16 protein-coding genes are annotated in these 17,134 nt (G+C 66.5%); 3 read left to right on the forward strand and 13 right to left on the reverse strand.

Going from position 1 to position 17,134, the window contains the following annotated elements; all coding sequences use genetic code 11:
• Window positions 1–163: 163 nt before the first annotated feature.
• The 9 genes from ACXJKR_RS07940 to ACXJKR_RS07980 form a co-directional block, all read right to left on the reverse strand.
• Window positions 164–934, reverse strand: coding sequence for an ABC transporter ATP-binding protein (locus ACXJKR_RS07940; RefSeq protein ID WP_457322198.1), 771 nt, complete (start codon window positions 932–934; stop codon window positions 164–166).
• A gap of 60 nt (window positions 935–994) precedes the next feature.
• A complete protein-coding gene (locus ACXJKR_RS07945; protein WP_056200971.1) occupies window positions 995–1,837 on the reverse strand; it encodes an alpha/beta fold hydrolase in 843 nt (280 codons plus the stop codon).
• Window positions 1,834–2,925, reverse strand: a complete 1,092-nt coding sequence (locus tag ACXJKR_RS07950; protein ID WP_457322200.1) for a branched-chain amino acid ABC transporter permease — start codon at window positions 2,923–2,925, stop codon at window positions 1,834–1,836. The genes ACXJKR_RS07945 and ACXJKR_RS07950 overlap by 4 nt, the downstream gene beginning before the upstream one ends.
• 139 nt (window positions 2,926–3,064) lie before the next feature.
• The gene (locus ACXJKR_RS07955) at window positions 3,065–4,039 is read right to left on the reverse strand and encodes a branched-chain amino acid ABC transporter permease (protein ID WP_457322202.1); all 975 of its coding nucleotides are present in this window, start codon (window positions 4,037–4,039) and stop codon (window positions 3,065–3,067) included.
• A 604-nt stretch (window positions 4,040–4,643) separates the two neighbouring features.
• Window positions 4,644–5,378, reverse strand: coding sequence for an ABC transporter ATP-binding protein (locus ACXJKR_RS07960; RefSeq protein ID WP_457322204.1), 735 nt, complete (start codon window positions 5,376–5,378; stop codon window positions 4,644–4,646).
• Window positions 5,375–6,118, reverse strand: coding sequence for an ABC transporter ATP-binding protein (locus tag ACXJKR_RS07965; RefSeq protein ID WP_457322206.1), 744 nt, complete (start codon window positions 6,116–6,118; stop codon window positions 5,375–5,377). The genes ACXJKR_RS07960 and ACXJKR_RS07965 overlap by 4 nt, the downstream gene beginning before the upstream one ends.
• Window positions 6,119–6,131: 13 nt before the next feature.
• Window positions 6,132–7,331, reverse strand: coding sequence for a substrate-binding domain-containing protein (locus tag ACXJKR_RS07970; protein WP_457322208.1), 1,200 nt, complete (start codon window positions 7,329–7,331; stop codon window positions 6,132–6,134).
• A 196-nt stretch (window positions 7,332–7,527) separates the two neighbouring features.
• Window positions 7,528–7,881 (reverse strand): hypothetical protein, encoded by a 354-nt coding sequence (locus tag ACXJKR_RS07975; protein ID WP_457322209.1) that lies wholly within the window; start codon window positions 7,879–7,881, stop codon window positions 7,528–7,530.
• Between the two features lie 24 nt (window positions 7,882–7,905).
• The gene (locus tag ACXJKR_RS07980; RefSeq protein WP_457322211.1) at window positions 7,906–9,393 is read right to left on the reverse strand and encodes a sigma-54 interaction domain-containing protein; all 1,488 of its coding nucleotides are present in this window, start codon (window positions 9,391–9,393) and stop codon (window positions 7,906–7,908) included.
• Between the two features lie 94 nt (window positions 9,394–9,487).
• Between ACXJKR_RS07980 and ACXJKR_RS07985 the strand changes: the two genes are divergently transcribed.
• Window positions 9,488–10,156: a PEP-CTERM sorting domain-containing protein gene (locus tag ACXJKR_RS07985; RefSeq protein WP_082532845.1), complete on the forward strand. Its 669-nt coding sequence runs from the start codon at window positions 9,488–9,490 to the stop codon at window positions 10,154–10,156.
• A 114-nt stretch (window positions 10,157–10,270) separates the two neighbouring features.
• On the opposite strand, the gene ACXJKR_RS07990 is transcribed toward ACXJKR_RS07985, so the two are convergent.
• The gene (locus ACXJKR_RS07990; protein ID WP_056200930.1) at window positions 10,271–12,460 is read right to left on the reverse strand and encodes a TonB-dependent receptor; all 2,190 of its coding nucleotides are present in this window, start codon (window positions 12,458–12,460) and stop codon (window positions 10,271–10,273) included.
• 259 nt (window positions 12,461–12,719) lie between these two features.
• On the opposite strand from ACXJKR_RS07990, the gene ACXJKR_RS07995 reads away from it, so the two are divergent.
• Window positions 12,720–13,658, forward strand: a complete 939-nt coding sequence (locus ACXJKR_RS07995) for an MBL fold metallo-hydrolase (protein WP_457322214.1) — start codon at window positions 12,720–12,722, stop codon at window positions 13,656–13,658.
• A 25-nt stretch (window positions 13,659–13,683) separates the two neighbouring features.
• Here ACXJKR_RS07995 and ACXJKR_RS08000 read toward each other — a convergent pair whose 3' ends face one another.
• The 3 genes from ACXJKR_RS08000 to ACXJKR_RS08010 form a co-directional block, all read right to left on the reverse strand.
• Window positions 13,684–13,842 carry a hypothetical protein gene (locus tag ACXJKR_RS08000; protein WP_457322216.1) on the reverse strand — a complete coding sequence of 53 codons (159 nt, stop codon included), beginning with the start codon at window positions 13,840–13,842 and terminating at the stop codon, window positions 13,684–13,686.
• A gap of 37 nt (window positions 13,843–13,879) precedes the next feature.
• Window positions 13,880–14,875: a hypothetical protein gene (locus ACXJKR_RS08005; protein ID WP_457322218.1), complete on the reverse strand. Its 996-nt coding sequence runs from the start codon at window positions 14,873–14,875 to the stop codon at window positions 13,880–13,882.
• Window positions 14,876–14,962: 87 nt separating this feature from the next.
• Entirely contained in the window at window positions 14,963–16,120 is a 1,158-nt protein-coding gene (locus ACXJKR_RS08010) for an AI-2E family transporter (RefSeq protein WP_056200924.1), read from the reverse strand.
• A 126-nt stretch (window positions 16,121–16,246) separates the two neighbouring features.
• Here ACXJKR_RS08010 and ACXJKR_RS08015 point away from each other — a divergent pair, with 126 nt between their 5' ends.
• Window positions 16,247–17,122, forward strand: coding sequence for a YihY/virulence factor BrkB family protein (locus ACXJKR_RS08015; RefSeq protein ID WP_056200922.1), 876 nt, complete (start codon window positions 16,247–16,249; stop codon window positions 17,120–17,122).
• Window positions 17,123–17,134: the final 12 nt, after the last annotated feature.

Raw genomic sequence — 17,134 nt, forward strand, 5'->3', positions numbered from 1 at the left:
GCTCGTGCATGTGGTGCTGGTGTGCGGTTCAGGGCCTCTTCTTTGGTGACTTTCTTCTGGCCCCGCAGAAGAAAGTTACCCGGCCGCCGGGACGGACTCCCGGCAATGCAACGAGCAGGCACGCTCTCCGCCAAGCAACCAACAACAGCGAGCAGCAGCACCATCAATGCGCCCCCTGCAACTCGGCAGCATCCGTACCCATATAAGCCTCCAGCACCGCCGGATGCTTCGACACCGTCGCGTAATCACCTTCGGCCAGAACAGCGCCACGAGCCAACACCGTGATCCTGTCCGCGATGCTGGCCACCACCTTCATGTTGTGCTCCACCATCAGCACGGTGCGCCCTTCAGCCACGCGCTTGATCAAAGCCGTCACGCGGTCCACGTCCTCGTGCCCCATGCCCTGCGTCGGTTCGTCAAGCAGCATCAACTGCGGCTCCATCGCCATCGTCGTGGCGATCTCCAACGCACGCTTGCGGCCATAAGGCAGGTCGGCGGCCTTCACGGCGGCCATGTCGCGCAGGTCCACCAGCTCCAGCAGCGACAGCACCTTGGCGTCCAGCGTCTTCAGCCCTGTCAGCCCCTTCCAGAAATGAAAGCTCGTGCCGGTGAAGCGCTGCAAGCCGATGCGCACGTTCTCCAGCACCGTGAGATGCGGGAACACGGCGGAGATCTGGAAAGACCGGATGACACCGCGCCGCGCGATCTGCGCCGAGGTCTCGCCAGTGATGTCGGTGCCGGCAAAGACGATGCGCCCACGCGTCGGCGTCAGGAACTTGGTCAGCAAGTTGAAGCAGGTCGTCTTGCCCGCGCCGTTGGGGCCTAGCAGCGCATGAATGTGGCCACGATGCACCTGCAGGTTCACGGCGTCCACGGCCGTGAAGCCTTTGAACTCCTTGGTCAGGTCCTGGGTCTCGAGGATGTATTCGCTCATGGACTTCCGGGTTAGCTGCGCGACTCTAGGCCTTCAAGCATGACGCTGGCTTACGGGCATTCACGGGGTCTGGTCCGCGGAGAGGAAACGCTCGATCAAGCCAATCTGCTCGGGTGTGTTCAAGGCCGGTGCATGGCCGCAGCCGGGGATCAGCGCGACCGCAGCACGCGGGCCGCGCTCGCGCATGGCCTGCGCCGTTTCGGCGGTCAACAGCGTCGAGTCCTCGCCGCGCAGGCAGAGCACGGGCAGGTCGAGCTGGTCCCAGGCCGCCCACAGCTCGTAGTCGTCGGGATGGTGATCGAACTGCTGCACCAGGGCTGGGTCGTAGTGCGTTGTCACGCGGCCATCGGGCAGGCGGCGCAGCGAGGTTTCGGTGAGGTGGCGCCATTGCGTGTCGGACAGATCACCAAAGCTCGCGTAGATCTCTCTGAAATAGACCTCCAGCTCAGTCACCGTTGCAAAGCTGGGCGGCTGCCCGGCGTAGGCCTTGATGCGTGTCAGCGCCGAGGCTGCCAGCTCGGGGCCGTTGTCGTTCAGCACAAGGCGCTTGATGCGGCCGCGCAGCTGGGTGGCTGCGCCGAGCGTGCCGATGGCGCCACCCATGGACGTGCCCACCCAATGCACCTTCTGCAAGCCCAACTGATCCAGCAGCGCTTCGGCTTGTTCGACATAGAACTCCAGGCAGTATTCGCGGGCCGGGTCCACCGCCCATTGCGAAAGACCACGACCCAGGGTGTCGGGGCAAACGACGTGCCAGCGGGCGCTCAGGGCGGCGGCGAGGTCGTCGAAGTCGCGACTGCTGCGCGCGAGGCCGTGCCAGGCAACGACGGTGTGCGAGCTTGCGTCACCCCACTCGGTGACGTGCATCTCGCGACCCAGGCAGTTGACGTAGCGCGATCTCATTTTTTGGCTCTCCCATGCGTCCACGCCGCCAGCCGCAGCCGCCCGACGATGCCGCCGGGGAAGTGGTAGACGGCCAGTACGAAGAGCAGGCCCAGCCACAGCAGCCAGCGGTCGGGCGAAATCAGCGTGCTGAAGACCGGCACGCCGTCGACCAGCGAGCCTGCTGCCTTCAGCAGCGCCTGCAGATAGTTCTGCGCGACGATGAAGAGCACGCTGCCAATGACGGCACCGTAGACCGTGCCCATGCCGCCGATGACGACGATGAGCAGCAGGTCCAGCATGATCTCCATGCTCATGGCCGTCTCGGGGCCGGTGTAGCGCAGCCACAGCGCCAGCAACGCGCCGCCGCAGCAGGCCAGCAGCGCGGCGATGACGTTGGCGCCGGTGCGGTAGACGACCGTGCGGTAGCCGATCGCCTCGGCGCGGAACTCGTTCTCGCGGATGGCCTGCAGCACGCGGCCGAAGGGCGAATTGACGATGCGCAGCAGCAGCGCGATCAACAGCGTCACCGCGACAAAGAGAACGTAGTAGGTCAGCAGTCGGCCGTCGAGCATGATGCCCAGCACGGGCTCTTCCATGAACTCGGTCGAGGGCCGCAGCGCTGAAGGCAGTTGGAAGTTCAGGCCGTCCTCGCCGCCGGTGAAGTCGCTCAGCTGCGAGGCCAGCGTCATGAAGGCCGAGGCGACGGCCAGCGTGATCATGGCGAAGAAGATGGCCTTCACGCGCAGGCTGGCCAGGCCCATCGCCAACGCCAGCACGGCGCTCAGCGCCAGCGCCGCGACGAAGCCGATGCCCAGCGACGTCCAGTCCGACCCCAACCGCGTCGACGCGATGGCGATGCCATAGGCGCCGATGCCGACGAACATCGTGTGCGCGAAGCTGACGATGCCGGTGTAACCCAGCAGCRGGTCGTAGCTGGCGACAAGCAGGACAAAGACGAGGATCTTGGCTGCAACGTTGAGCGCCTGCGTGCCGGGGAAGATGAAGGGTGCACCGAGCAGGCCGACGAAGCAGGCGATCAACAGCGCGCCGAGGATGCGGCTGCGCGGCAGGTCGTGTGAAAGCAGAGAACGAAAAACGGATGTCATCGGAAACCCCTCGCTTCGTTGCACGTGATCAACGATGCGAACGCCGAATGAAAAACCAAGCGACTGCCGTGGAACTGGCTTCGCCAGGTCACTGGCAGTGCCTCCTTGAGGGGGAGCGCGAAGCGCAACGGGGGTGGGCTCATTTCGCCCCCACCGGGTAGAGGCCTTGCGGGCGCCACAGCAGGATGGCGACCATCAGCCCGATGTTGGAGAACAGCGCCGCCTTGGGCGCAATGAAGCCGGCGTAGTTAGCGACGAGGCCCACCAGCAGCGCGCCGACCAGGCAACCCACCGTCGAGCCGAGGCCGCCGATGATGATGACGATGAACAGCAGCAGGTTGACCTGCGCGCCGATCTGCGGCGTGACGCCCTGCTGCACCAGGCCCCACAGCACGCCGCCCAGGCCCGCGAGCGCGGAGCCGGCGACGAACACGCCGACGAAGAGGCGTTTGATGCGATAGCCCAGCGCTTCGACCATCTCGCGGTCCTGCACACCGGCGCGGATCAGCAGGCCGATCTTGGTGCGGTTCAGCACGAGCAGCAGCGCGATGAGGACTGCCAGGCCGATGAGCATGGACAGCACGCGGAACTTCTCGACCGCCACATCACCGAACAGGAAGATGCCGCGCAGTGCGTCGGGCATGGGCAGCGGGATCAGCTGGGCGCCCCAGGTCGCCTTGATCAGCTCCTCGCCAATGATCATGCCGCCCATGGTGATGAGGATCTGCTTCAGGTGCTGGCCGTAAACGGGTCTGACCAATACGCGCTCAAACACCACGCCCACGGCAGCGGCGATGGCCATGCCGGCGAGGCAGGCGGCGGCGAGTGCGGCGAGGTTGCTTGCCACATCCGGTGAAGTGGCCCAAGGGGCGAGAGCTGCCAACACCGTGGTCGCCGTGAAGGCACCGAGGGCGATGAAGACGCCGTGGCCGAAGTTGAGGACGTCCATCAGGCCGAAGACCAGGGTCAGGCCGGAAGCGATGACGAAGATGATGAGGCCCATGGCGATGCCGGCCAGGGTCAGGTTGAGCCAGGTGCTGGGGCTGCCGGTGAGGGGGAGGGCGAGCAGCATGATGGCTGCCAGCAAGGCGAGTGGTCGTGGGTCGAGTTTCATGGGCTCGCGCGATGGGTTGGGTTGGCGCTGAGGCCCATGCCGGGAGTTCGCCCCGGCGGGCGACCTTCTTTTTGAGCGACCAAAAAGAAGGCAAAAAGTCGCCCCCGATCCGCCCGGCCCTTAGCTTCGCAGCGGGCTGCCCTGTGCTGCTCAGGCCTTGAGGGCCCGCGCAAAACTCGCGCCGCTACGCTCTGCTCAAACAGTTGCGCGGAATCAGTTCTTGAAGCGAGCTGCGCTCGCGCCCTCAATCCCTTGCGCTGCTCGGCGGGCTCAGAGGGGGGGTGATTGAACAGCCCGGTGGCGTCGGGCTTTCGGGTTTGGCTGTTGSGGYTGTTCGGAGCCTCCCCTTCTAAACCGCCGAGAAGCGCAGRAGCCCGGGGCGCGAGCGCAGCGAGCCTCAAGCTCTGACTTCGCGCCCCTTTGTCTGAACGCAGCGTAGCGAAGTGAGTTGGGCGCGGCCCCGGGCTGCGAGCATCGCAGGGGACCCCGACAGGGGCGGTTTTGCAGGGGAGAGCTTTTTGCCTACTTTTTGGCGGCGCAAAAAGTAGGTCGGCCGCCGGGACGAAATCCCGGCTGGGCGTGGGCGTCAACCAGAAGGTGGATCTCACTGATGCGCCCCCAACGACAACCCGAGAAGCCTCTGCTGCAACCCAGCGTCCTCGATCAACTCACGCATCGCACCACGATGCACGATCTTTCCGTCATCCATGACGGCAACCGAATCGCCCAACTCAGCCGCCACCCGAAAGTTCTGCTCCACCAGCAACACTGTCGTCTGCGAGGTCTTCTTGAGCTCGCGCAGCGCCGTGATGAGGTTCTGCACGATGGCCGGTGCCAGCCCCTTGCTGGGCTCGTCGATGACGAGCAACTCGCGCGGCTCGATCATGGCGCGGGCAATCGCCAGCATCTGCTTCTGCCCACCCGACAACTTGCCCGCCGGGTGCTGCCAGAACGTCTTCAGCGCCGGGAACAAGCCAAACAGCCAGTCCAGCCGCTGAGCATCCAAATCCGCCAACCGCTTGGCCGAGCGGGCCGCCAGCAGCAGGTTCTCCGCCACGCTCAGCTCGCCAAAGATGCCCATGGTCTCCGGCACGTAGGCGACGCCGCGCGACGCAATGTCCGGCGTCGCCAGCTTGGTGATGTCCTCGCCCTTGAAGTGCACCGAGCCCGCGCTCGCCGTCCACAGCCCCATCAAGGTCCGCAGCGTGCTCGTCTTGCCGGCGCCATTGCGGCCTAACAGCATCGTGACTTGACCAGCCGGCACGGCAAGATCCACGCCATGCAGGATGTGATACGCCCCGACGTGGGTATGAACCCCGCGCAACTCCAGAAGGTTCATGCCGCCACCCCCAGATAAGCCTCTTGCACGATGGGCGAGGCAATCACCGTGGCCGGGTCACCATCGGCCACCAGCTTGCCCTGGTGCAGCACGATGATGCGGTCCGCCAGCTCGCGCACGACGTCCATCTTGTGCTCCACCAGCAGCAGCGTGTGCTTCTTCTCCGCCTTCAGTGCGCGGATCAGGTCCAGCACCACAGGCACCTCGTCCACGCTCATGCCGGCGGTCGGTTCGTCGAAGAGATAGACCTTGGGATCCAGCGCGATCAGCATGGCCACTTCCAGCTTGCGCTGGTCGCCATGCGGCAGGCTGGCCGCCAGGTCGTCGGCGCGTGCCCCCAGCCGCACACGATCGAGGATGGCGCGCGCCTCGGCTATCAGCTCCTTGTGCGACAGCCACACCGACAGCATGTGCAAGCCTTTGCCATGTCGCGCCTGCACAGCCAGGCGCACGTTCTCCAGCACGGTCAAGTGCGCGAACAGCTGTGTCAGCTGGAACGCCCGGCCCAGGCCACGGCGCGTGCGCACCGGCGCCGGCAGCTTGGTCACGTTCTCGCCATCCAGCCAGACCTCGCCACTGCTCGCGGGCAGCTGACCCGAGATCAGATTGAAGTAGGTCGTCTTGCCCGCACCGTTCGGTCCGACGATGGCCGTCAATGTGCCGGGCTGGAAGGCGCACGACACGCCGTCGACGGCCACGTGGCCACCGAAGCGGATCGTCAGGTTCTTGGTTTCGAGCACAGGCCGTCCGCGTTCAACGCTTGTTGCGGATGGGCACGGCCATTTCTTCGGGTTTGATTTCCCTGACCAGCTCCGGCACGCCCCACGGGAACGCCGGGTCCACCTTGATCTTGAAGTGATACATCGACTGCATCGCCTGGTGGTCTTCGGCGCGGAAGGTCATCTTGCCCTTGGGCGTCTCGAAGCTCATGCCTTCCATCGTCTTGATGAGCTTGTTGGTCGCCGTGTCGCCGCCCGTCTTCTTCAGCGCTTCCACCAGCGCAATTGCCGCGCTCATGCCGCCGGCCGTGAAGAAGTCGGGCGGGTTCTTGAACTGCTTGTAGTGGTTGGCCACCAGCCATTCGTTGACCGGGTTCTTCGGGATGCCGAAGTAGTAGTACGTCGCGCCTTCCATGCCGGGGAACTGCTTGTAGGCGGTCATGGCCGGCAGGATGTTGCCGCCCGAGCCCACGCCAATGCCGTAGCGCTTTTGCAGGTCCAGCGCTGCCAGCGCGCCGAAGGGCGGCGTGGCGCCGGCCCACACGACGGCAATGACCTTGGGGCCTTGCTTGTCCTTCAGTGCGTCCACCAGGCGCTGGATACCGGCGGTGAAGTCGGTCGTCGCCGTGGGCAGGTATTCCTCGTGGACGATCTTGGCCTTCTTCAGCGCTTCCTTGTAGGCCTTCACGGCGTCGCGGCCGAAGGCGTAGTCCTGGGCCAGGATGCCGATGTTGAGACCCTGGATGTCCGAGGCGACGGCGTTGCCGATGGCGTCTTGCGACGAGTTGCGGCCGGTACGGAAGATGTACTTGTTCCACTTGTCGCCGGTGATGGAGTCGGCCACGGCCGGCTCCACCAGCAGGATCTTCTTGTATTCCTCGGCGACGGGCAGCATGGCCAGGGCCACGCCGCTGGACGAGGGCCCGACGGCGATGTCGGCCTTGTCGTCGCCATAGGCCGCGGCCAGCAGGCTCTTGCCCACGTCGGGCTTGCCCTGGTCGTCCTTCTCAATGACGACGAGCTTCTTGCCTGCGACGGTCATGGTGCCGCCGGTGGCGTAGTCCAGGCCCATCATGAAGCCGGTCTGCGTCTGCTTGCCGTAGGCCTCGAGCGGGCCGGTCTTGCTGTAGACGTGGGCGATGCGAATCTCGTTGCCGGCCGCGAGAGTGATGCCGGGCAGGGCGACCGCGAGGGTGGCGGCGGCGAGGGCAAAGCGGCGCGTGGTGTGACGCATGGGGCTTGTCTCCTGAAGTGCGGGTCTGCTCTGTCGGCAGACGGTGTCTTCCCTTTTTGCAAGGGCCGTGCCCGGCGGGGAAGGGGCGCCGGAGCGGTTTTCTCTTCGGGTTGCTACCAGGTTTGGGGTCGAAACCGCCAAGTTGAGTGTCCAGGATTTGGACGTCGCCTGAGATTCAGACTCTTCAGATCGAGCGTCAGAGGCTGGACAGGTCCACCTCGAATCGCTGCTTGTCGCGTCGCGTGGAATTCGCTGGCAACCCAAGCACGCTGTTGGCCCAGGCAATCAGCTGCGGTATGACCGTGGTTTCGAGGCGCTCGCGGGTCTCACGCGCACGAGCCGCGGGAACGATGCCGGCCGAGACGTGGAACCGTTCGTGAGCCACATTCGGATTCGGCAGCACGAAACGTGCAATGACGAAGCTGTTGGAGCTGGTGTGCCAGAGCGAGGTTTCGGTGCGAATTCCCGCGGCTTCGAACGCGCGTTCGAGCTGGCTGGAGCGAAGCACGAAGCTGTAGCCCTTCGGAAGCGGATCCTTGTGGATGTGCATGGCCGGGTCCGCGAAGCGCCTGTGTCAGGCCTCCTTACCTTCCAGCTCCGGCCACCTCGCCAGCCTTTCGTACAGCGACGCCCGCGAGATCTGCAGCAGCCGGGCCGCCGCCATGCGGTTGCCGCCAGTGGCCTGCAGCGCGCGGGCGATGGCGTCGCGTTCCAGGGCTTCGATCAGCTCGGGCAGAGGCGCAACGGCCTGGRCCGTGGTCATGACCGGGGCGGCGGGCTGAGGTACCGGCGCGGGCACGGAGGTCGGCAACGCCGAGCCGCCCTGGAAAGTGGCCGCCGTCAGCTGCATGTCGTCGCTCATGAGGCTGACCTGCTCCAGCGTGTTGCGCAGCTCGCGGATGTTGCCGGGCCAGGCTTGCTGCATCAGCCACTCGATGGCATCGGGGCTCAGCAGCTTTTGCGGCATGCCGCTGCGGCGGGCGATGTCTTCGCCCAGGGCCTCGGCCAGCGCCTCGATGTCGTCCAGGCGCTCGCGCAGCGCCGGCACGCGGATGGGCAGCACGTTGAGGCGGTAGTACAGGTCGGCGCGGAACTGGCCGGTGGCGACCATGCTTGCCAGGTCGCGGCTGGTGGCGGCAATCACGCGCACATCCACACGCAGCACGGTGTTGGACCCCAGCGGCTCGACCTCCTGCTCCTGCAGCACGCGCAGGAGCTTGCTTTGCAACGCCAGCGGCATGTCGCCGATCTCGTCGAGGAACAGCGTGCCGCCATCCGCCAGCTTGAACTTGCCGTCGCGGCCCTTGCGGTCGGCGCCGGTGTAGGCACCGGGCGCGACGCCGAAGAACTCGGCCTCCAGCAGCGTCTCGGGCACGGCGGCGATGTTGACGCCCACCAGCGGCCGGTGCGCGCGGCGCGACGCCGAGTGGATGGCGTGGGCCATCAGCTCCTTGCCGGTGCCGGTCTCGCCGAGCAGCAGCACCGTCGAGTCGGTCTGCGCCACGCGGCGGGCCTGGCGCTTGACCTCCAGCGCCGCGGGGCTGGTGCCGATGAAGCTGGCAATCGTGTACTTGGGCCGGCGCTGCGCGGCGAGCTGGCGGCGCGTGTCCTCCAGTTCCTGCTCCATCCGCGCGAACTTCTGGATCAGCGGCTGCATGGTCGTCTCGGGGTGATCCAGCAGCACCAGGCCCAGCGCGCCGATGACCTCGCCGGCGTCGTTGCGCAGCGGCAGGCGGCTGACGAGGAAGGTGCCGGCCTTGTTGGTCAGCAGATCCACCAGCACCGGTTTTCCGGTCTCCAGCACCTGCAGCATCTGCGTGTTGGGGACCACGTCCTCCACGCGCTTGCCGACGAACTCATGCTCGTCGGTGAACCCCAGCGCCGGCAGGAAGCGCTTGTAGCCGTCGCTGATCCAGACGACCCGGTGGTTGCGGTCGACGACCATCATCCCTTCGGTCGACCGGGCCAGCACGTCGAACATCGACTGGGCGGCCAGGCGCAACAGCCCGTCGACGTCCTGGGGGATGTCGAGGGGAGTGGCTGAGGGTGGGCTCAACGGCATGGCGACGGGCAATGTAACGCGGCCGTCAACCGCAGGTCGCCAATGCTGCGCCCCCCGCATCCGAGGTTGTCGAACAATTTGACACACTGTGAAGATGCATACCGAAATACTTGAGCAAGTTAATGATTCTTATAGGGTTTTCTGTCTTGGCTCGATGCTTGCAAGCGCACCCATTGCCGATGTGGCTTTTACAAATAGATGGGGTGGGGGTATGACCAAGTTCATGAAATTCGTTGCTGCAGCTTCGCTGCTGGCTTCTTCGCTGTTCGCCGCCCCTGCGGCATTCGCGGGCTGGGTGATCACGCAAGGTTGCGGAGGTTGCGGACCGACGACGACGGTCGAGTTCTTCATCGTCGGCGATACGGGTGCCGGTCCCTTCGCCGGCCCTGGCCTTTCGACTCTGCCGGCGGGCTGGGTGGCGAATCTGGTCAATCCGAACTACGTGATCGCAAGCGGCCCGTCCGTCAATTTGTCGGGCTGGACCGAAAACTACCTGGGCAATATCGCCGACTCCGTCGAGGTCGACCTGTTCTTCTGGGCCGGCGCGCCCCTGCAGTCGACCATCTCCTTCGCGGCCAACTACACCCGCACCGGTGGTGGCTTGAGCCTGCACTGCCAGAGCTTCGGCGCTGGCTGCAACACGATGGACGATCCCACGGGCGTCAACTACAACCGCAGCGGCGTCCTGCCGGAGCCCGCAACGCTGGCGTTGGTGGGGATGAGCCTGCTGGGTCTGGCGAGCTCGCGCCGCCGTCGCGCCTGAGGAGCCGATCCCGCGCTGACGATCAACCCGCCGTGAGGCGGGTTTTTTCATGCAGGCGCCCGGTGATGCGCGGGGGGCCGACAGCATCAGATGGGCCGCGGGGGCCCTTCTGAATCAGAACTTGAACGTCCCGCCAATCGTGAACGTGCGTGGCGGGCCGTAGTAGGCGTTCAGCACGCTGAGCGCGGCGATGTTGTAGCCGTCGGTCTTGTAGGCCTTGTTGGTCAGGTTGCTGCCTTGCAGGAAGAAGCTCAGCTTGGCGTCCTTCTCCCAGATCAGGCCGGCGTTGACCAGCGTGTAGGCATCCTGGGCCAGCGCTTCGGACAGGTCGGTCGTCGGGTAGACCTTGCTGCGGTGGGTGACGCCCAGCCGCGAGCGCAGCGTGCCCATGGCCAGCTTTGCGTTGTGCTCGATGTTCAGGCCCGCTTGGTATTTGGGCGTGTTGGTGAACTTCTTCTGGTCGGCCACGTTGACGCCGCGGTCGATGTATTCGTCGTACTTGGCGTCCAGCGTGGCCAGGTTGCCGCTGATGCGCCAGGCGGGGGTCGGCATCCACAGGAACTCGACCTCGGCGCCCTGCACGGTCGCCTTGCCGGCATTGGTGAAGTCGCCGAAGAAGCCGGGCTGGCCGTTGGCCTGGGTGTAGCTCGTGAACACCGAGAGCTGCACGTTCTTGTACTTGTTGTGGAACAGGGCCGTGTTCAGCTCCAGGCGGCCGCCGTCCAGGATCATCTTGGCGCCCAGTTCCAGCGAGTCGAGCTTCTCGTCGGCGAAGGGCCTGCCCGAAGACGGGAACGCCACGGTGTTGGCGCGGATGTTGTAGCCGCCGCTCTTGAAGCCGCGCGAGGCTGTCGTGTAGAGCTTGATCTCCTTGCTGGCCCTGTATTCAAGGGACAGGCGCGGTGAGGTGTTGCTGACCGAGAGGCTCTTGTCGAAATTGGCCGGCACGGCGATGGGCGTGCCGCTGAACTGATCGTTGGCGAAGGCCTGGTTCAGCACGACGGCGCGCTTGTCCTCCTTGGTGTAGCGCAGTCCCGTGCTGACGCTGAAGGCCGGGCTCAGGCGCCAGCTCCAGTCGCCGAAGACGGCCTTGCCCTCGGTGTAGACCAGGCCGTTGGTCGTACCGAATGAGAGGTTGAAGAAATTGTTGCGCACCGTGCCGCCGGCGCGTCCGTCGAAGTAGTAGACACCGACAACGCCCGAGCTGTTCTGGCCTTCGTAGATGGCCTGCAGCTCATGGCTCTGCGAGCTGTCGTGGTACTCGGCGCGCACGTCGGCTGTTCTGTTGGGCAGGCCGTCGAAGTCGATGGAGGTGCTGGTGTCAGAAGCGCGATGCGCCAGGATGTACTTCAGGCTCCAGGCCTCGCTGGCGCCCCAGTTCAACGTCAGTGATTCGCCCTCGCTGCTGGTGCCGTTGGCATTGGGCATGCCTGTCGCGATGTCGTAGCGGCCCGGGGTGGGCGGTGTCTTGGCGGGGTCGAAGGCGCTGACGTTCAGGCGCTGGAAGCCGCGCATGTGCGAGTCGTCGCGTGTGCGGTCCACCGAAACCTGGGCGTTGAAGCTCGAGCCGGTCGGGAACCACCCGGCCGAGATGCGGCCGCTCGTCGTGTTCTGGTCGCTGACCGGGCTGCCATCGGTCAGGTTCTTGCCGTATCCGTCGCGGTTCAGGCTGGCGCCGGCGACACGGAAACGGATCTGGCCGTCATTGACGGCCGTGCCCACGCCGCCCTTGGCCGTCACCTGGCCATAGCTGCCGACCGCCAGCGTCACCGAGCCCTCGGTCGTCGTGGGGAGCGGCTTGGACACGTACTTCACCGCGCCGCCAATCGTGTTCTTGCCGTACAGCGTGCCCTGCGGGCCGCGCAGCACCTCCACGCGCTGCACGTCGTACACATCCAGCAGCGCGCCCTGCGGCCGGGCGATGTAGACGTCGTCGAAATAGATGCCCACGCCGGGGTCCACACCCCACAGCGGGTCGGCCTGGCCGACGCCGCGGATGAAGGTCGTGATGGTCGTGTTGCTGCCGCGTGCGGCGTAGATGGTCAGGTTGGGCACCTGGCCCTGCAGGTCGCCGAGATCCTTGATGGCCAGCTTGTCGAGTTGGTCGGCGGTCAGCGCCGTGACCGCCACCGGCACGTCCTGCAGCGACTCCTCCCGCTTGCGCGCCGTGACCTTGACGACCTCCAGCGTCGTCACCGCCGGCTCGACTGCGCTTTGTGCGGCTGCCGGCAGAGCGATCGTGGCGCCCAGCGTGGCGAGGATGGCGAAATGCAGCGGCGAGGGCGCCGGCAGGCGTCGGGTCATGGCTTGTCTCCTGGTTGTTGTGTTCGGAACCAGGAGAGAAAGCGCAAAAGCCATGCCCGCGCCAAGTCGGGGCGAGTTACAGGCAAACCCTTGCGAGCTAACCCGCGAATTTGCCGTCCGTGGCGCTGAGGCCGTCCGGATTCCAGTCGTTTGCCGGCGCGGACGGTGTCCAGTTTGCAGACAACGACCCTTGGGGCTGCAAGGGACCAAACCCGCAGCTATCCTGCGCCGCTTGCCCCAAATCCCTCGGAGACGATCCATGCTCAAACGCCTGCTTCCCGCCGCCATCGCCATTGGTTTCAGTGCCACCACAGCCTTCGCCGCCGGCCCGCAGCTCAAGGGCCAGGCGCCGGGCTGGTACCGCATGCAGCTTGGCGATTTCGAGGTCACGGCCCTGTCCGACGGCACGCTGGACCTGCCCGTCGACAAGCTGCTGCAGCAGCCCGTGCCCAACACGGTCAAGGCCCTGCAGCACGCCTACCTCGGCGTGCCGCTGGAGACATCCTTCAACGCCTACCTGATCAACACCGGGGCCAAGATCGTCCTCGTCGATACCGGCGCCGCTGGCCAGTTCGGCCCGACGTTGGGCCGCGTACTGGCCAACCTCAAGGCCGCCGGCTACAGCCCGGAGCAGGTCGACGAAGTGGTCATCACGCATATGCACGGCGACCACATCGGCGGCACTGCCGTCGACGGCAAGGCCAACTTTCCCAACGCGACGCTGCGCGTGGACAAGCGCGACGCCGACTTCTGGCTGTCGGCCGAGCAGGTGGCCAAGGGCGACGGCGCCAAGGCCATCGCCGCCAATGTGAAGGCTTATGCCGACGCGGGCCGCTTCAAGCCCTTCGAGGGCAGCGCTGCGGGTGTGGAGATCGTGCCTGGCGTGAAGGCCTATCCGGCCTATGGCCACACGCCCGGCCACAGCAACTACGTCGCCGAGAGCAAGGGCCAGAAGATGATGTTCTGGGGTGACCTGATGCACGTCGCCGCCGTGCAGTTCCCGGAGCCGGCCGTGACGATGAGCTTCGACTCCGACCCCAAGGCGGCTGCGCCTGCCCGCGAGAAGGCCTATGCCGCGGCGGCCAAGGACGGCTATTACGTGGCCGTGGCGCATGTGTCCTTCCCCGGCATCGGCAAGCTGCGCGCCGATGGCAAGGGCTACGACTGGCTGCCGGTGAACTACTCGGCCAACCGTTGAGCCTGCACCAGCACCGGCGCGCGGGTCAGGTAGTTCTCGCGCCAGCCGGCGGCCCCTCGATCGCGAGCCAGGCCAGCCGCGCCGCATCTCTGGCGGCCAGCGGCTGCTGCAACCCGCCCAACTCCACGCGCTGCGCCGCGTCGGCCAGACGCCGCAGGACTCGATCAGGGCAGGCGCGCGACATGAGCCGCATGGTGCCCCAAATGAAACGGCTTGCGGCCTCAGCGAGGGTGGCGGCGCTTCCCAACGAAGCCCGCCAGCACCAGCAGGCCGGCCGCCATCAGCGCAGGCGACGGCAGCTCGGGCACCGGGGCCGACCAGGCGCTCAGGTAATTGAAGCCCGACGATGACATGACCTGCAGGTCGGCCAGCGCGAGCGGGTTGCCGGCGGCATCGAGGGCCCCTTGGATACCGTTCCAGGCGAAGGTGTGACTGAAGTCGGCGTAGGAGTTTCCCTCGGCATATAGCGCGGCGAAGCCACAACCGCGGCAACTCACGCCACCCTGCGCCGAGGCGCCCACCGAGGCCTCCATGGTCAGCACCGTCGGYACGCCGTTGCCGACCGTCGCCACGAAGCTCCTGAGGCCAGTAGCCACCGCGCTGCGGTCGATCAGGCCGTTGCTGTTGTATTCGCTTTCGCTGCGGCCGTCGGAGAGGTTGCCCAGCGAGACATGCCAGCGCATGTCGGTGACCGTGCCGTAGCCCGACAGGCCCTGGGCGAACTGGCCCATGCTGGAGATGCTGCCGGTGACATTGATCCCGAAGGTCAAGGTCAGCGGTGCGCCGACCGCCAGCCCGGGCACGGAGAAGGTCAGGCCGTCGCTGAAGCTGGCACCGGCGTAAGCGGTGCCGCGGCCGAGGATGCGCGCAAACCAGGCGTCGCCGGGCGACAGGAACAGCCCGTTGCCGGCGCCGGTGGCCTGCAGTTGAATGCCCCCCGCCACCACCTGCGCCCAGCTGCTGGCGCCCCCGCCGGCATCGGCCGTACCCACCTGGGCATGTCTGCCGACGCCGACGCTGGCAGTGGCCGTTCCGCTGGCCCGCGTGTCGCGCTGCTGGTCGCTCGACCCCAGCACGACCGGGGCGAGTTCGTTGACCGAGGCCTGGCCCAGCGCTTGGGCGTTGACCTCGGCGGTGGCGGTGTAGGCGGCCAGGCAGGCCGGTGCGAGTCCGATGCTCAACGTGAGCGCGGCAACCCAGGGCACGACACGGTTCATGAGGGGCTCCAGCCAGGTGAGGAGAAAGCCAGTCTAGCCGCGGCAGCGTCAGCGGAGCGTTATGCGGCGCGGCCGGCGGCCACCCGTTCAGGTACCCAGCAGCTCGCCGATGGGCTGCAGCCCCTCCACCCGGTCGCACACCGCCTTGACGCTGGCCAGGATGGGCACGGCGAGCAGCAGGCCCCACACGCCCCACAGCCAGCCGAAGGCCAGCACGCCGATGAACACGACGACCGCGTTCATGCGGCTGCTGCGGCTGCTCAAGTACGGCATCAGCAGATTGCCCGACAGCGTGTGCACGCCCAGCGCGATGCCCGACACCAGCAGCGCCATGTCCACGTTGCCGAACTGCACGAAGCTCATCAGGCCCGCGCTGGTGGTCAGCACGGCGGCGCCGAGGTAGGGCACGAAGTCCAGCACGAAGGCCACCACGCCCCAGACGGCCGCGTGCTCCAGGCCCACGAGCAGGAAGGCCAGCCAGATGGTCAGGCCCACCACGGCGCTGGTAAACACTTGCACCAGCAGGTAGCGCTGGATCTGCGCACCGATCTCGTCCAGGGTCTGGACCGTCAGGCGCCGTTTGGCGAATGTCGGGCCGGCCAGGTGCACCAGCTTGCGCCGGAAGGTGTCGCCCGACGCCAGCAGGAAGAAGGCGATGAACACCACCACCATCACCGCGCCCACCGAGGCCAGCAGGCCCAGTGTGCCGGTCCAGAGATAGTCATGCAGGTTGAAACGCGGCCGCTCGACGACGACGCGTGTGATGCCGCGCGAGCTTGCTGTTGCCGGTCCCGGCGCGCCGGCCTCGGCCGCCTGCTCCAGCTGGGTGGCCGCCTTCTGCATCTGGACCAGGGCACTGCTCGATCCGGGCCGGTGGGCCGCCACGGCCGCGCGCACTTTCTCGGTGGCTGCGGGCAGTGATTCGAGCAGCTTGCCGGCGTCGTCGGAGAGCGCATAGCCCGTCCAACCAACAGCGCCCACCAGGCTCAGCAGCAGCATGGCTGCGGCCACCGCGCGCGGCAGCCGCAGCCGCTGGAGCTGTTCGACCACCGGCGCCAGTGCATAGCTCAACATCAGGCCGAGCAGCAACGGCACGAAGACCGCAGCGGCCACATGCAGGGTGAACAGCACGGCCACCAGCGCCAGCAGCGCCAGCGAGAAGCTGCGCACGTCCACCGGCATGTGCAGGCGCAACGGTTCGCTGGTGGGCGGTGCAGGGTCGGTGCTGTTGGGAAGGGCGCTCATGACGGAGCAGCGTACGCGCTGTTACACCCACCCGTGCTCGCTCTTGCACGCTTCACGGCGCCGTCCGACACGGGGGCGTTGTGGCGGCCGACAAGGCGTTGCGGCGCTGGTGGCCGACCCTGTGACATGCGCCTTTTTACCCAACAGTTTGCGCGCCAGACCGCCCGCGTGCTGCACAACCCCTGGGGCTTCGCCTGGCAGACGCTCAAATCCTTCCGCGCCAACCAGGGCCTGCTGCTGGCCGGTGCGGTGGCCTATTACGCGCTGCTGTCCATCGTGCCGCTGATGATCCTCAGCGTCATCGCGCTGTCGCACTGGGTCGACCCCGCGCGGCTGCTGCAGACGGTGGGCCGCTACCTGGAATGGCTGGTGCCGGGGCAGTCGGCCGCCGTGGTGGCCGAGCTGGCGCGCTTCCTGGCCCACCGCGAGGTGATGGGCTGGGTGCTGCTGGTCAGCATGCTGTTCTTCAGCTCGCTGGCCTTCTCCGTGCTGGAGAGCGCAATGTCGGCCATCTTTCATCACCGGCGCAAGCTCAACCAGCGGCATTTCCTGATCTCGGCGCTGATCCCCTATGTCTATATCCTCTGCCTGAGCGTGGGCCTGCTGCTGGTGACGCTAGTGGCCGGCCGCTTCCAGGCCCTGGGTCAGCGCGAGGTGGAGCTCCTGGGCTTCAGCTGGTCGCTGGACGGGGTGTCCGGCGTCATGCTTTATCTGCTGGGGTTTGCCGGCGAGGTTTTCGTGCTGGCCTCGGTCTACATGGTCATGCCGGGCGGGCGGCCGTCGCTGCCGTTGGCGCTGATCGGTGCACTGGCCGCCGCCCTGCTGTGGGAGCTGTCGCGCCATGTGCTGGTCTGGTACTTCGGCACGCTGTCGCAGATCGGCACCGTCTACGGCTCCCTGACCACGGCCATCGCCGTGCTGTTGAGCCTGGAGGTCGCGGCCACGCTGCTGCTGTATGGAGCCCAGGTCATTGCGGAGTTCGAGCGGCTGGGCGAGACCTGATCATCCTTGCGA

Source organism: Roseateles sp. P5_E11 (genome assembly GCF_054049355.1).

Excerpts from the sequence above, each read along its gene's own strand:
- ACXJKR_RS07940 (WP_457322198.1), bottom strand. The coding sequence starts at position 934 with ATGAGCGAATACATCCTCGAGACCCAGGACCTGACCAAGGAGTTCAAA.
- ACXJKR_RS07945 (WP_056200971.1), bottom strand. The coding sequence starts at position 1,837 with ATGAGATCGCGCTACGTCAACTGCCTGGGTCGCGAGATGCACGTCACC.
- ACXJKR_RS07955 (WP_457322202.1), bottom strand. The coding sequence starts at position 4,039 with ATGAAACTCGACCCACGACCACTCGCCTTGCTGGCAGCCATCATGCTG.
- ACXJKR_RS07960 (WP_457322204.1), bottom strand. The coding sequence starts at position 5,378 with ATGAACCTTCTGGAGTTGCGCGGGGTTCATACCCACGTCGGGGCGTAT.
- ACXJKR_RS07970 (WP_457322208.1), bottom strand. The coding sequence starts at position 7,331 with ATGCGTCACACCACGCGCCGCTTTGCCCTCGCCGCCGCCACCCTCGCG.
- ACXJKR_RS07975 (WP_457322209.1), bottom strand. The coding sequence starts at position 7,881 with ATGCACATCCACAAGGATCCGCTTCCGAAGGGCTACAGCTTCGTGCTT.
- ACXJKR_RS07985 (WP_082532845.1), top strand. The coding sequence starts at position 9,488 with ATGCATACCGAAATACTTGAGCAAGTTAATGATTCTTATAGGGTTTTC.
- ACXJKR_RS07990 (WP_056200930.1), bottom strand. The coding sequence starts at position 12,460 with ATGACCCGACGCCTGCCGGCGCCCTCGCCGCTGCATTTCGCCATCCTC.
- ACXJKR_RS07995 (WP_457322214.1), top strand. The coding sequence starts at position 12,720 with ATGCTCAAACGCCTGCTTCCCGCCGCCATCGCCATTGGTTTCAGTGCC.
- ACXJKR_RS08000 (WP_457322216.1), bottom strand. The coding sequence starts at position 13,842 with ATGTCGCGCGCCTGCCCTGATCGAGTCCTGCGGCGTCTGGCCGACGCG.
- ACXJKR_RS08010 (WP_056200924.1), bottom strand. The coding sequence starts at position 16,120 with ATGAGCGCCCTTCCCAACAGCACCGACCCTGCACCGCCCACCAGCGAA.
- ACXJKR_RS08015 (WP_056200922.1), top strand. The coding sequence starts at position 16,247 with ATGCGCCTTTTTACCCAACAGTTTGCGCGCCAGACCGCCCGCGTGCTG.